This is a genomic window from Bacillus cereus group sp. MYBK101-2 (assembly GCF_051918845.1).
Lineage (GTDB): Bacteria > Bacillota > Bacilli > Bacillales > Bacillaceae_G > Bacillus_A > Bacillus_A paranthracis.
In genome coordinates, this window is the sequence record NZ_JBQAIE010000001.1 from 598,187 (window position 1) to 612,581 (window position 14,395).

Consider the following 14,395-nt stretch of genomic DNA (forward strand, 5'->3'; position numbering starts at 1 on the left):
ATAACTATGCATATCCCATAAGTTTTAATACTAAATAAAAAAGGCGGCACATCCACTTGAGTGTGGACGTACCGCCTTTTTGCTTATTTTTATAGTTCTTCGCAATTCTCTTCGAAATAAGATTGTAGTTTTGCAATAACTTGCATCGGTTCATGACCTTCAATTTCATGACGTTCTACCATTGTTACAATTTTTCCATCTTTTAATAAAGCAAATGATGGAGAAGATGGTGGGTACCCTTCGAAATATTCACGAGCTCTTGCTGTCGCTTCTTTATCTTGACCTGCAAACACCGTTACAAGATGGTTAGGTCGTTTATCATAATGTACGGAATGCGCAGCAGCAGGACGAGCAATACCGCCTGCACAACCACATACAGAGTTTACCATTACAAGTGTTGTTCCATTTCTTTTAAACGCTTCGTCTACTGCTTCTGGCGTCGTCAATTCTGTATATCCAGCAGAGACAATCTCTTCACGCGCTTGGCGGACAACATCATTCATAAAAAAGTTAAAATTAATCAATCTTTTCCCTCCTCTAAAACTACCTATTTGTATCTTACCAGTTAATGTTTATGAAATACAAGTAAGTTTACTTGTATTTCAGCATAGAAAAGGTGTTAGAGCTCTTGCTCTAACACCTTTTCTTAATGACCACGATGTTTTTGCTTTGCTTTTTGTACTTTGATTAAACGTCTTCTTTGTTTTTCAGCCTCTCGCTTCTCCTTAGATTGCACTTTCTTTTCTTGTTTATGCAGTTCATAAGATAAGCTAATTGCCTCTTGCGCCTTAGTAAAGCGGTTTACATTTACTTCTTTTGCTGCTTGTCGTATGATCCGCTTTATATTTTTGGGACGCTGTTTTTCTTTCACTTCCACGCCACATTTTGCAAAGTGCTGAAAATACGCTAACATTGAACCGTTCACAAATATAAGCACTTCTTCGTCTGAAGGTTCCGTTCCAAAAATATACCTCGCTCCATACAACTTCCCTTTTTCTTTACATGTAATGATTCCAACAAAAAATTGGCCATCGTGATATACTGTCAAATCCATTGACAGCCCCCCCTAAAAAAATTAGAAATACGGGACATCCCGGAGGGGAAGGTTACTGACATGAAATCATGCGTCTGGACTACCAACCAGAACTGTGTTTTTGTATTTCTTTCACTATTATTATATCTTTTTTTCCATAATCTTCATATATTCACTAATCATTTTTTTATGCGACCCAACAATATAGTCAGGTAGTTCTGTTAGAGGGAAGAATTTAAGCTGAACCGCTTCTTCTTTGTTCATAACAAAATCTCCATCGTATTCGTCCGTATAATAAGCGGTCGTTACAGATTGAAATTCATCACCGTTTGCTAATTTTGTAAAATAGTTCGCTCCAGAAAACACATTGATTAATCGTAGGTTCTTCACCTTTATTCCTGTTTCTTCGTATACTTCACGAAAAGCAGTTTCTTCTGGTGATTCACTAAGCTCCATTAATCCGCCAGGCAGCCCCCATTTTCCGTAAGGCTCTGTTCTTTGTTGTAATAATACATATCTATTTTCATTTATAACGAGTACAACAGCACCAACTAAAATTAAAGGGCGATGACCAACTATTTTCCGTAATTCTTCTACATATCCCATCGTATCCCTCCTTTTTCGTTGTCCACACTATTGTATCATATGTATGAAACGACAAAATGCGTATATTTTTCATTTTTTTAACAAAATATTTATTTTATGTGTTTCATCAACTGTAGCTAACAAAATGGATTCAACTTCTGCGTTTTTCTCTAGAAATTCTCTCGCCCATTCTTCTGTTTTCCCTAATAAAGCAAGAACATCTTGCTGAATGCTCCCATCCTTTACTAATATAAAAGAAACTGGAGATTTTTTTCCTGCCACTTTTAGATCAAGTCGGGAAACTGCCTCATATTCTGGATACCGAAATATAGAAACGACACCGTTCGCTTCCCATAATGCTAATTTGATCGTTTGAATATCGCTCACATTTCGCATACGAAGTTCTGAAAATAAATATTCCACCGTAATTCTCGCTTTTTTCAAATTGCTAAAATCAATGGAGCCATTGTGTATAAGAATGATAGGTGCTGGCTCTAAAAAGCGTCTCCATCTATCCCATTTCAACATTAAAACTGAACTTATAATATGAAGTACAACGAGTATAAACGTTGTAATCATCGAGCCCATTAATCCTACTTTTTCATCAGACAATGCGTTAGAAATATTCCCGCCAAGCAATAACACCAATACAACATCTAAAAAGCGAAGTTGTGCGATGGACCTTTGCCCCATTGCTTTCGCAACTAATATTAAAAATATGTATGCTATAATAGCCCGAATAACCCATTCACTATTAGAAAGATGCCGTGCTCCTTCAAAAATATGCATATGCATCACTTTGCACTCCTTACATCCCAAACTGCGAGTCTGTTTTAGTTTGCAACGTTTATGAGTATATATGTAAAAAAGCTGGTTCGTTTAAAAACGAACCAGCTTTTTTTACTTAACGGAAAACATATACTTTTTATACGTTTTTCGTACCGATAATATGAGACCCATCATAATCATATTCGAGAACAAGGAACTTCCCCCATACGATAAGAAAGGTAATGCAATCCCTTTTACAGGCATTAATCCAACAATCATACCGATATTTTGGAATATTTGAACCGTTAATATCCCAATCGATCCAGCACATAATAATGTACCGAATAAATTATCAGCAGAATAACCGATAATAATTGTTCTATATAGTAGTAAGAGGAACAAGAATACAACTAACGCTGCTACGATAAATCCACCTTCTTCGGCAATTGTAGCGAAAATAAAGTCTGTATGCTTCTCAGGGATATAAACATTCCCTTCGCCAAACCCTTTCCCTTCCATACCGCCACTACCTACAGCTAAAATTGATTGCTGTGTTTGATAACCTTGATCTGTATGTTCAAATGGATCTAACCAACCTAAAATACGTGATTGTTGGTGCGGTTTTAGTAGCGTAACTAACTTATTAAAGAAGAAATCCTCATACCTTACGTAAATAAATATTAACGTGGATAGTATGGTGACTGGAATAACTGTACATAACGCTATCAATTTCTTCTGAATACCTGACATAAATAAAATACATGCAATGGCAGCAGCGTATAAGAACACCATCCCCGTATCCGGTTGGCTATATACAACAGCCATAGGCGGGAGGGATACTAGCATAATTTTACCTACTAATTTTAAGTCCGTTTGAAATGTCCTTGCCATATACTGCGCATTATGTTTCACTGCTATACTTGCTACTACGAGAAGCAATGAAATTTTGAAAAACTCAGATGGCTGAATTTGTCCAACTAGTGGAAATACAAACCATCTTTTTGCACCTAATTTTTCAGGTGTGAAATTGGAAACCGGTAGTATTTTCAAAAGAATAAGTGAAGCAAATCCAACGATATAAAGTGGCCAAGACAATTTTTGTAATTGATCTAAGTCGATGCTTGCAACAAGCAATAACAATACAACCCCAATTATGTAGTTCAAACCTTGTTTCATCGCAAAGTTTGCCTCTCCATATTGGCCAGTTTGTTGACTGCTATATATAGCAGCTATACTTGTAACACATAATGCTAACAAAATTAAAATTAATTTTACATCTAAACTTTTTAGAAACTCGGTACTTCTTTTCATGACATCCTCCTGAAACATTGTTACAGCAAAATAAAAAACCAGGAGTCAACATTCCTCATGTTTTGACGACTGATTACACATTATCTATAAAACACTTATATAGAATAACTCTCTTTTTCATACAATACAATATATTATACTACAGTTTCGTCAGTAAGATTTGCCAAAAAAATTATTCTTTTCTTATTTTATATCCATATACCATATATCAGCAATGTATTTTCATAAATTCCTAATACATAATCGTTCATTGTAAGATTAATGGGAAAGGTATTATACATATAGTAGGATGTAGATGAAGAAATAAGATAATAAAAAGCTCGCATAAGCGAGCTTTTTATTTAATATACAGATGTATTATGTTCTGACGTATTTTCTAAAATTTCTTTTACACGTCCTAAGAACTTACCACAAATTAAGCCATCTAGTACACGGTGATCAAGTGATAAACATAAGTTAACCATGTCACGAGCACCAAACATGCCATTATCCATAATTACTGGGCGTTTTACAATTGATTCAACTTGTAAAATAGCCGCTTGTGGGTAATTAATAATACCCATAGATTGAACAGAACCGAATGATCCTGTGTTATTAATTGTAAATGTTCCGCCTTGCATTTCGTCCGCTTTTAACGATTTCGTACGTACTTTTCCTGCAAGTTCTGTAATTTCACGAGCGATGCCTTTAATTGTCTTCTCGTCCGCATGTTTAATTACTGGTACAAATAGTTCGTCCTCTGTTGCAACAGCGATAGAAAGGTTAATATCTTTCTTCTGAACGATTTTATCGCCAGCCCACATTGAATTAATTTGAGGGTATTCTTTTAACGCTTGTGCTACTGCTTTTACGAAGAAAGCAAAGAACGTTAAGTTAAAGCCTTCACGCTTTTTGAAATCACCTTTAATTGAATTACGGTATGACACAAGGTTTGTCACATCTACTTCAATCATCATCCAAGCGTGTGGCGCTTCGTGTTTACTACGTAACATGTTCGCTGCGATTGCTTTACGCACACCTGTTACTGGAATTTCGATATCGCCAGGCATTGTTGGTACAGAAACTGGTTTCGCAGATTCTACTTTTTGCGCTACTGGCGCTGCTTTTGGTGCTTCTGGACGCGCTTCTACTACAGCTGCTACCGTTTCCTCTTTCTTCGCCGCACCTGCTTGCGGAATATTTCCAGATTCCACTAGCTTTAAAATATCTTTACGAGTGATACGGCCGTTTGCTCCCGTACCCTCTACTAGATCTAAATCAACGTTATGCTCACCCGCAAGTTTTAACACAGCTGGTGAAAAACGAGGTTTTCCATCAGTTGGTTGTTTTGCTTTCGGTGCTTTTTCAGGCGTAGCTACTTCTGCCTTTGATTCTTCTTTTGTTTTTTCCTCAACAGCTGTTGCTGCTACTTCATCTGCGCCTTCTACTTGAATCACACAAACTACTTCACCTACAGCTAACGTATCACCTTCAGCAGCAATTAACTCTTTCACAATACCAGTGAAAGAAGATGGTACTTCAGCGTTTACTTTATCAGTCATTACTTCTGCAAGCGGATCATATTTGTTTACGTGATCGCCAACATTAACAAGCCATTTACTAATTGTACCCTCTGTAACGCTCTCCCCGAGCTGAGGCATTGTAATATTTTCTACAGCCATGTATAGTCCCCCCGATTAAAATTCCGCAAGCTCGCGCATTGCTTTTTCAACTTTATCTGGATTTACCATAAAGAATTTTTCCATTGTTGGTGCATATGGCATTGCTGGAACGTCTGGACCTGCAAGACGTGCGATTGGTGCATCTAAATCAAACAGACAGTTTTCAGCAATAATTGCTGCCACTTCACTCATAATACTTCCTTCTTTATTGTCTTCTGTTACAAGAAGAACTTTACCTGTTTTAGAAGCTGCTTCAATGATTGCTTCTTTATCTAATGGATATACAGTACGTAAATCAAGAATGTGTGCAGAGATGCCATCTTGCGCTAACTTTTCAGCCGCTTGAAGAGCAAAATGAACACATAATCCGTATGTGATAACAGTAATATCATCACCTTCACGTTTTACATCTGCTTTTCCGATTGGTAATACGTAATCATCTTCTGGCACTTCACCTTTAATTAAGCGATATGCACGTTTATGCTCAAAGAATAATACTGGATCTTCATCACGAATTGCAGCTTTTAGTAAGCCTTTTGCATCATATGGTGTAGAAGGGATAACGATTTTTAAACCAGGTTGGTTTGCAAACATCGCTTCTACAGATTGCGAATGATACAATGCACCGTGAACACCGCCGCCAAATGGCGCACGAACTGTAATTGGACAAGTCCAATCATTATTAGAACGGTAACGAATTTTTGCTGCCTCAGAAACAATTTGGTTTACTGCTGGCATGATGAAATCCGCAAACTGCATTTCAGCGATTGGACGCATTCCATACATTGCTGCACCAATTGCGACCCCAGCGATTGCAGATTCTGCAAGTGGTGTATCTAGCGCACGATCTTCACCAAATTGATCATATAATCCGTGTGTCGCTTTAAATACGCCACCTTTTTTACCAACATCTTCACCTAAAACGAATACTTTCTCATCGCGTTCCATTTCCTCGCGCATTGCTAATGTAATAGCATCAATATAAGACATTACAGCCATGAAACGTTCCCCCCTATTCTGCGTATACGTGCTTCAATGCATCTTCAGGTGCTGCATACGGAGCATTTTCTGCATATTCTGTTGCTTCGTTTACGATATGCATAATTTCGTCTAACATTTGTTTTTCAGATTCCTCAGTTAACACGCCAACCTCTTTTAAATAAGCAGCAAATGTTACAATTGAATCATTTTTCTTCGCTTCTTCTACTTCTTCTTTATCACGATAAACACGATCATCATCGTCACTTGAATGTGCTGTTAAACGATATGATACTGTTTCAATTAAAGTTGGACCTTCACCACGGCGGCCACGGTCTGCTGCTTCTTTTACAGCTTTATATACTGCAAGCGGATCGTTTCCGTCTACTGTATATCCAGGCATACCGTATCCAATTGCACGGTCTGATACATTTTTACATGCTAATTGTTTTTCAACTGGAATAGAGATCGCGTATTTATTATTTTCACACATAAAAATAACAGGTAACTTGTGTACGCCAGCAAAGTTTGCACCTTCATGGAAATCACCTTGGTTGGAAGAACCTTCACCGAATGTAACAAACGTTACTAAATCTTTCTTTTCCATTTTTCCAGCTAATGCAATACCAACTGCATGTGGTACTTGCGTTGTTACTGGAGATGAACCTGTCACAATACGATTTTTCTTTTGACCGAAGTGACCAGGCATTTGACGACCACCAGAGTTTGGATCTCCAGCTTTCGCGAAACCAGATAGCATCAGTTCTTTCGCTGTCATACCAAACGCTAGTACAACACCCATATCACGGTAGTATGGTAATGCATAATCTTTCTCTCTATCAAGAGCAAATGCTGCTCCAACTTGTGCTGCCTCTTGTCCTTGGCAAGAAATTACGAATGGAATTTTACCAGCACGGTTTAATAACCACATACGTTCGTCAATTTTACGTGCAAGTAACATCGTACGGAACATTTCTAATACTTGCTCATCACTTAAGCCAAGCTCTTCATGGCGCTTTTCTTTTACTTCTGCCATTTTTCATAACCTCCTAAATCCACATTTTTATGCGTGTAACGCTTTTCCATCTACAGCTAATGCTGCTTCACCAATCGCCTCAGATAATGATGGATGCGGATGAATTGTATGTGCTACTTCCCAAGGTGTTGCATCAAGTACTCTTGCAAGACCCGCTTCAGAAATCATATCTGTTACATGCGGTCCAATCATATGAACACCGAGAATATCATTTGTTTTTTCATCAACTACAAGTTTTACGAAACCATCTGATTCGCCGTATACAAGCGCTTTTCCGATTGCACGGAATGAGAACTTACCTACTTTTAGCTTATAGCCTTTTTCTTTCGCTTCTTGTTCTGTTAAACCGACAGAAGCAACTTCCGGACTGCTATATACGCATTTTGATACCATAGAATAATCAATTGGTGTAACTTCTTTACCAGCAATATGTTCTACTGCAACAATTCCTTCATGAGAAGCAACGTGAGCAAGCTGTAAGCCACCGATTACATCACCGATTGCGTAAATATGAGATTCTTTCGTTTGATAAAACTCATTTGTTTGAATGTATCCTTTTTCCACAACGATATCCGTATTCTCTAAACCAATATTTTGCGTATTGGCTTGTCGTCCTACAGATACAAGCATTTTTTCTGCTTTAAATTCTTTATTCTCACCGTTATGTTCAGCTTGAATTGTTACTCCATTATCTTTTACCAATGTTTCTGGTAATACTTTTGCACCAGTTACCACTTTAATACCTTTTTTCTTGAATAGACGTTGCATTTCTTTTGAAACGTCTTGGTCTTCTAGTGGTAGTATCGTTTTCGCATACTCTAATACTGTAACTTCTACACCGAAGTCAGCAAGCATAGATGCCCACTCAATACCAATTACACCGCCACCAACGATAATAATCGAGCTAGGAAGCGTTTCCATTTTTAGGGCATGATCGGAAGACATTACATACTCTCCGTCTAATTCTAAACCTGGTAATGAATTCGGACGAGAACCTGTTGCAATAAGTACATTTTTTGGAATTAACATTTCATTCTCTTCTCCACTTGCAAGTTCAACTGAAATTGTCCCTGGCATCGGAGAGAAAATAGATGGGCCAAGAATACGGCCAATACCTTCAAACACATCAATTTTACCTTGTTTCATTAAGTGCTGAACACCTTTATGAAGTTGCGTTACAATCTTCTCTTTACGCTCTTGTACTTTCGCAAAGTTTAGTTCTACATTACTTGCAATAACTCCGAACTCTTCGCTTTTTTTAGCAGTTGCGTATACTTCCGCACTACGTAAAAGGGCTTTACTAGGAATACATCCTTTGTGTAAACAAGTACCACCAAGATTTTCTTTTTCAACAAGTGCAGTTTTTAACCCTAGTTGTGATGCACGAATTGCAGCAACATATCCACCAGTACCGCCGCCAACGATGACTAAATCATATTCTTTTGCCATTATCTCAACCCCTAGCTACCGTTTCTTTTTCACGTACAATATATTCTTTTGGAGCTTCTTCTTCACGTAGTACACGAAGTGCCCCTTCTGCTAATGCTTGTAATTCATCTTCTCCTGGATGTACGATAACATCTGCAATCCAGTCTACTCGTTCTTTTATTTCATCAACAAGGATTTTACTGTAAGCAAGTCCACCAGTTAATACAATTGCATCGATTTTCCCGTGAAGTACAGCGCTAGCTCCGCCAATCTCTTTTGCAACTTGATATGCCATAGCTTTATAAATAAGAGTTGCTTCAGGATCACCTTTTTCAACCATTTGTTCTACTTTAATCGCATCATTTGTACCGATAAGACTTACAAGTCCACCTTGTCCGACAAGTTTTTTAATCATTTCATCTCGGTAATACTCACCAGAGAAACACATTTCTACTAGTTGCCCTACTGGTACTGTACCAGCGCGCTCTGGACTAAATGGGCCTTCTCCGTTTAAACCGTTATTTACATCGATTACTCTTCCTTTTTTATGAGCACCAACTGTAATACCGCCGCCCATATGTGTAACTAATAAATTTAAATCCTCATATTTGTGATTTAACTGTTCAGCTACTTTACGAGCAACTGCTTTTTGATTTAATGCATGGAAAATACTTTTGCGTTCCATACCAGCAATACCACTTATACGAGCAATAGGCTCCATTTCATCTACAACGACAGGGTCTACAATGAATGCCGGAATATTTAATCCAGAAGCTATTTCATATGCTAAAATGCCCCCAAGGTTTGAAGCGTGATGACCGCTAAAACCATTTTTTAAATCTTCTAACATCGCATCGTTTACTGTGTATGTTCCGCCTTCGATTGGACGAAGTAATCCCCCACGGCCACAAACTGCGTTTAATTTTGAAATGTTAATACCGTGAGAATGTAGAACTTCTAAGATCGTTTCTTTACGAAACTCATATTGGTCGATAATTCGCTTATATTTTCCAATCTGTTCTTCGTCATGACGAATAGTTTCTTCTAAAACGGGTCTTTCATTATCAAAAACACCAATTTTTGTGGATGTACTACCCGGATTAATAACAAGAATTCGATTTACAGACACTGTTGCTACCTCCACTAATAAATTCAAAAGGAGGTGGAAACCTCATAAGAGGTAACCACACCTTTTGTAAAAGTAATATATGAATGATTAGCGACGGCTAATAATGTCGTGACCGTTGCGTAAGTATGTGCTACGAGAGTTTTTCAAGCTTGCAATGCGCTCTTCAGCTAGACGATCAGCTGCTACATAAGTTGCAATGCCATCGCGTTTTGAAATTTCGATTACTTTTGCAATTGTGTCATAAATTGATTCTACGCGTTTTAATGCACGTTCTCTATTGTATCCATATAACTCGTCTGCTACGTTAATTACGCCACCTGCATTAATTACATAGTCTGGTGCGTATACAATACCCATTTCATGAATGATGTCGCCGTGACGATCTTCTTTTAATTGGTTATTTGCAGAACCTGCAATTACTTTTGCTTTAAGTTGTGGAATAGTTTCGTCATTAACTGTTGCGCCTAATGCACATGGTGCGTAAATATCACATTCAACACCGTAAATTTCATTTGGCTCAACTGCTGTTGCACCGAATTCTTCTACTGCACGTTGTACAGCTTCTTTATTAATATCTGTAACGATTAGTTTTGCACCTTCAGCGTGTAAATGTTTGCATAGGTGATATGCTACGTTACCAACACCTTGAACAGCAATTACTTTTCCTTCTAAATTATCAGTACCGAAAGCCTCTTTCGCAGCAGCTTTCATACCACGATAAACACCGTATGCAGTTACTGGAGATGGGTTACCAGAAGAACCGAATGATGGTGAAATACCTGTTACAAAGTCAGTTTCTTCGTGGATAATATCCATATCATCTACTGTTGTACCAACATCTTCAGCTGTAATGTAACGTCCGTTTAGTCCTTGAATATAACGACCTAATGCACGGAACATTGCTTCGCTCTTATCTTTACGTGGATCACCGATAATTACTGTTTTCGCACCACCTAAGTTTAAACCAGCTGCTGCGTTTTTATATGTCATCCCTTTTGCAAGACGCAATGCATCTTCAATCGCCGCTTCTTCAGAATCATATGTCCACATTCTTGTTCCACCAAGAGCAGGTCCAAGTGTTGTATCATGAATTGCAATGATTGCTTTTAAACCTGATTCTTTATCTTGACAAAATACTACTTGCTCATAATCATATTTTTCTAAGTATTCGAAGATTTCTAATGCCATTGTCGTTTCCCCCTAATGTTTTACCCTATTTGGTTTATTTTGAAGCAGTGGCAACTGCCAATGCTAATGAATATACTTTTGTTTCTGCTGAATCAGCACGAGATGTTAAAACAATCGGTGCTTTTGCGCCAGCAATCATTGCTCCTACTTTTGCATCCGCAAAGTATACGAGTGATTTATATAGCACATTTCCAGCTTCAATTGTTGGGACGAGTAAAATGTCTGCCTTACCTGCTACGTCACTTACTATGCCTTTATGTTCTGCTGCAATTTGTGATACTGCATTATCTAAAGCAAGTGGTCCATCAACGACACAATTTTTAATTTGCCCGCGGCGATTCATTTGAGTTAACATCGCTGCATCAATTGTCGCTTGCATCGCAGGATTCACAACCTCTACCGCTGCAATTGGGGCTACCTTCGGCAAATCAATTCCTATTGCCCGGGCAACTTCTACAGTATTTTGTATAATAGCAGCTTTTTGTGTTACATCAGGTGCAATGTTCATTGCTGCATCTGTAACAAAAATGAGACGATTGTAGTTTGGAACTTCAAATGCTGCAACGTGTGAAAGTACGCTACCTTTACGAAGTCCCCACTCTTTATTTAATACAGCTTTCAAAATATTTGCTGTTGGGATGTTCCCCTTCATAAGCACATCTGCTTCGCCATTTCTTACAGCTTTAACAGAAAGTTCTGCAGCCTCAGCACTTGACTGTGTTGCAATCACTTCAATATGTTCTGAAGTTTGTAAACTATGTTCTTGTAGCATCCCCATTATTTTTTCTTGATTTCCATATAGACGAAATTGAGCTAGCTGTAATGTAATTGCTTTCGCTACAGCTTCAATTACTTCATGATCTTCAGCTACTGCTACAGCCACAGTTTTTTTAGGCTGGCCTGCCGCTTGATCAATTAAGTGTTCTAACTTCATATTTTGTAATCAACCCTTTCCGTCGTCCCTCGTCTTTTTATTAAGCAAATACCGTGCCAACTTTTTAAAGTGGTCTTACCAATAATGAAAACGCATTCAAAACACAGTAAAATCAATACTTTGGAAAATAACAAAAGATTCTGTCTTATTTTGTCACTTTTTGTATACCATGCAATAAATTGCATGGTACGCAATTTATTGCATGCTATTTTTTGCACACTCATATTTTTCTAGCTTGTAATATAAATTTCGAACCGAAATCCCTAACGCTCTGGCTGTTTGTGTTTTATTTCCACCAAATCTCTCTAAATATTCATGAATGATATTCCCTTCAAACTCCGTCACTAAATGCTCAAGTGGCTTTTCTTCTAACTCAGGTAATAAATGAGCTTGCTTTGACTCCACCTGCTCTTCGTTATGTAATGGCGGTAAATGTTGTACATCTATAGAGGTCTCGTTATAATTCATAAAGATTATAGCTCTCCCCAAAATATTTTCAAGTTCCCTCACATTTCCTGGCCATTCATATGATTGTAAATATGAAATAGCCGAATTAGTGAGTCCCTCTATATTTCGGCCATAATCTTGGTTAATTTTTTGAATTAACCTGTCTGCGATTGCCGGTATATCCCCTTTACGCTGACGAAGAGATGGGATTTGAATTGGAATTTTATTTAATCGATAATATAAATCCTCCCTAAACTTCCCTTCTAGAATGGCTTTTTCTAAATTCACGTGCGTCGCTGCAATTACTCTGACATTGATAGGAATTGCTTTCGTTCCACCAACTTTTACAATTTCTTTCTCTTGCAAAACGCGAAGGAGTTTCGCTTGCGTATTTGCAGATAGTTCCCCTATTTCATCTAAAAAGATGCTGCCGTTATTCGCTTCCTCAAAGAATCCACGTTTTCCCCCTCTTTTCGCGCCAGAAAACGCCCCTTCCTCATAACCAAACAATTCACTTTCTAACAACGTCTCCGAAATAGCCGCACAGTTTACACGAACAAACTTATTATATTTCCGATTACTTCCATTATGGATAGCATGCGCAAACAATTCTTTACCTGTCCCCGACTCCCCGCGTAACAACACTGTTGCTGGTGTATTCGCCCCCAGTTTCGCCTGTTCAATAGCAGCCGTTGTTTCATCTGAATTTCCGACAATGTCATCAAATGAATATTTTGCTTCTAACGTTCGAATAATTTGCCTCGCTCGATTCAATTCATTTGTTAACTTTTGAATTTCTGATACATCACGAATTACACCAACGCTTCCTTTTAATATTCCATCTACAATGACCGGTGCTACGTTTACAATTACGTCTCGCTTTTTTTGGCCAATCTTCATATGTATTCCTCGTACCGCCCTACGTGTTCGAAGAACTTTCATATGCATACTTTCACCTTCTACAATATCGGTTGTAGCCGGCTTTCCAATAATGTCCTCTTCTGTTAAACCTGTTAATTTCGTATATGCAGGGTTAATTACTAATCCTCGACCTTTTTCATCCACGACCGAAATAGCTTCCTCAGACGAGTTAATAATCGCCTCAAGTAACGTTTGAATCTCCTTTAAATCTGTAACTTCTTCCGCAAGATCTACAACCTCTGTTATATCTTTAAAAATCGCAAATGCCCCTTGCACTTCTCCTCCCTCTTTTAATATTGGAATACGGGTTGTAATAATTTTCTTTCCATTCTCAAGCGTCAATTCATAATTTACTTCTATTTGTTTCGTACGTATAATACGAAGCAACTTACTAGTCGGAATAACTTCTAAAATATATTTCCCTACCGCATCTTCTTTTTTATACCCGATAATACGCTCTGCACTTTTATTAAATAGGCGAACTTGTCCCTCTCGATCAATCACAATCATACCGTCATGCGTAGAATTTAAAATCAAATCACCTTGCTGCGTTTGCTCTTCTAACTTTCCAATTAAATCTTCCTTCTCATGTGCTAATCTCGTAACAATCTTTGCAATATCACCTGGTATAAGAAGAGTATCTTTATGCTTTTTCTTTAATAAATCTTTATGTAAATCATCGTCACCTGTCATATCAAACATTACATCAATGTGCATAGAAAGAAATGGAGTCACACTCTCTCCAATTGCAATCCCGTATTCCTTTGCCATCTGTAACCCTTTTGCTATCGGATTTATATCAATAATCCCTATAATTTGAAATATATTCGAACTCTGTAACAGACGCAGCAGTGTACTACCACCTTCACCTGCACCAACAATTAAAACTTTTTGTTTCATATATTACACTTCCTCTCGGAGTATCTCTGCAAAATTTTTCACACCCTTATCTTACTCGTTCAGCCCCCTCTTGACA

At 37.9% G+C, this 14,395-nt stretch carries 13 protein-coding genes; all 13 read right to left on the reverse strand.

Annotation, left to right across the window (positions count from 1 at the left end):
* Positions 1-89: 89 nt before the first annotated feature.
* Positions 90-503: a BrxA/BrxB family bacilliredoxin gene (locus ACTFSI_RS03145; protein ID WP_001998211.1), complete on the reverse strand. Its 414-nt coding sequence runs from the start codon at positions 501-503 to the stop codon at positions 90-92.
* Positions 504-646: 143 nt separating this feature from the next.
* Positions 647-1,054, reverse strand: coding sequence for a YjdF family protein (locus ACTFSI_RS03150; RefSeq protein ID WP_000366594.1), 408 nt, complete (start codon positions 1,052-1,054; stop codon positions 647-649).
* A gap of 120 nt (positions 1,055-1,174) precedes the next feature.
* Positions 1,175-1,639, reverse strand: coding sequence for an NUDIX hydrolase (locus ACTFSI_RS03155; protein WP_014481752.1), 465 nt, complete (start codon positions 1,637-1,639; stop codon positions 1,175-1,177).
* A gap of 69 nt (positions 1,640-1,708) precedes the next feature.
* Positions 1,709-2,413 (reverse strand): DUF421 domain-containing protein, encoded by a 705-nt coding sequence (locus ACTFSI_RS03160; protein WP_044793833.1) that lies wholly within the window; start codon positions 2,411-2,413, stop codon positions 1,709-1,711.
* Between the two features lie 105 nt (positions 2,414-2,518).
* Complete coding sequence (locus ACTFSI_RS03165; RefSeq protein ID WP_000831200.1) at positions 2,519-3,697, reverse strand: FtsW/RodA/SpoVE family cell cycle protein; 1,179 nt, start codon at positions 3,695-3,697, stop codon at positions 2,519-2,521.
* Between the two features lie 341 nt (positions 3,698-4,038).
* Positions 4,039-5,358: a dihydrolipoamide acetyltransferase family protein gene (locus ACTFSI_RS03170; protein WP_000257636.1), complete on the reverse strand. Its 1,320-nt coding sequence runs from the start codon at positions 5,356-5,358 to the stop codon at positions 4,039-4,041.
* Positions 5,359-5,373: 15 nt separating this feature from the next.
* Complete coding sequence (gene bfmBAB / locus ACTFSI_RS03175; RefSeq protein ID WP_000290076.1) at positions 5,374-6,357, reverse strand: 3-methyl-2-oxobutanoate dehydrogenase subunit beta; 984 nt, start codon at positions 6,355-6,357, stop codon at positions 5,374-5,376.
* A gap of 13 nt (positions 6,358-6,370) precedes the next feature.
* The gene (gene bfmBAA / locus ACTFSI_RS03180; RefSeq protein WP_000852555.1) at positions 6,371-7,372 is read right to left on the reverse strand and encodes a 3-methyl-2-oxobutanoate dehydrogenase subunit alpha; all 1,002 of its coding nucleotides are present in this window, start codon (positions 7,370-7,372) and stop codon (positions 6,371-6,373) included.
* A 27-nt stretch (positions 7,373-7,399) separates the two neighbouring features.
* Positions 7,400-8,821, reverse strand: coding sequence for a dihydrolipoyl dehydrogenase (gene lpdA / locus ACTFSI_RS03185; RefSeq protein WP_440045231.1), 1,422 nt, complete (start codon positions 8,819-8,821; stop codon positions 7,400-7,402).
* A gap of 4 nt (positions 8,822-8,825) precedes the next feature.
* Complete coding sequence (gene buk, locus ACTFSI_RS03190) at positions 8,826-9,929, reverse strand: butyrate kinase (RefSeq protein WP_000115774.1); 1,104 nt, start codon at positions 9,927-9,929, stop codon at positions 8,826-8,828.
* An 87-nt stretch (positions 9,930-10,016) separates the two neighbouring features.
* Positions 10,017-11,117 carry a leucine dehydrogenase gene (locus tag ACTFSI_RS03195; protein WP_001162675.1) on the reverse strand — a complete coding sequence of 367 codons (1,101 nt, stop codon included), beginning with the start codon at positions 11,115-11,117 and terminating at the stop codon, positions 10,017-10,019.
* Between the two features lie 34 nt (positions 11,118-11,151).
* On the reverse strand, positions 11,152-12,051 hold the full coding sequence (gene yqiS / locus ACTFSI_RS03200; protein ID WP_000763079.1) for a phosphate butyryltransferase: 900 nt from the start codon (positions 12,049-12,051) through the stop codon (positions 11,152-11,154).
* A gap of 195 nt (positions 12,052-12,246) precedes the next feature.
* A complete protein-coding gene (locus tag ACTFSI_RS03205; protein ID WP_277616087.1) occupies positions 12,247-14,319 on the reverse strand; it encodes a sigma-54 interaction domain-containing protein in 2,073 nt (690 codons plus the stop codon).
* Positions 14,320-14,395: the final 76 nt, after the last annotated feature.

What these genes read in the sequence shown, in the direction of transcription:
- ACTFSI_RS03145 (WP_001998211.1), bottom strand. Translation starts at nt 503, where the DNA reads ATGAATGATGTTGTCCGCCAAGCGCGTGAAGAGATTGTCTCTGCTGGA.
- ACTFSI_RS03150 (WP_000366594.1), bottom strand. Translation starts at nt 1,054, where the DNA reads ATGGATTTGACAGTATATCACGATGGCCAATTTTTTGTTGGAATCATT.
- ACTFSI_RS03155 (WP_014481752.1), bottom strand. Translation starts at nt 1,639, where the DNA reads ATGGGATATGTAGAAGAATTACGGAAAATAGTTGGTCATCGCCCTTTA.
- ACTFSI_RS03160 (WP_044793833.1), bottom strand. Translation starts at nt 2,413, where the DNA reads ATGCATATGCATATTTTTGAAGGAGCACGGCATCTTTCTAATAGTGAA.
- ACTFSI_RS03165 (WP_000831200.1), bottom strand. Translation starts at nt 3,697, where the DNA reads ATGAAAAGAAGTACCGAGTTTCTAAAAAGTTTAGATGTAAAATTAATT.
- ACTFSI_RS03170 (WP_000257636.1), bottom strand. Translation starts at nt 5,358, where the DNA reads ATGGCTGTAGAAAATATTACAATGCCTCAGCTCGGGGAGAGCGTTACA.
- bfmBAB (WP_000290076.1), bottom strand. Translation starts at nt 6,357, where the DNA reads ATGGCTGTAATGTCTTATATTGATGCTATTACATTAGCAATGCGCGAG.
- bfmBAA (WP_000852555.1), bottom strand. Translation starts at nt 7,372, where the DNA reads ATGGCAGAAGTAAAAGAAAAGCGCCATGAAGAGCTTGGCTTAAGTGAT.
- lpdA (WP_440045231.1), bottom strand. Translation starts at nt 8,821, where the DNA reads ATGGCAAAAGAATATGATTTAGTCATCGTTGGCGGCGGTACTGGTGGA.
- ACTFSI_RS03195 (WP_001162675.1), bottom strand. Translation starts at nt 11,117, where the DNA reads ATGGCATTAGAAATCTTCGAATACTTAGAAAAATATGATTATGAGCAA.
- yqiS (WP_000763079.1), bottom strand. Translation starts at nt 12,051, where the DNA reads ATGAAGTTAGAACACTTAATTGATCAAGCGGCAGGCCAGCCTAAAAAA.
- ACTFSI_RS03205 (WP_277616087.1), bottom strand. Translation starts at nt 14,319, where the DNA reads ATGAAACAAAAAGTTTTAATTGTTGGTGCAGGTGAAGGTGGTAGTACA.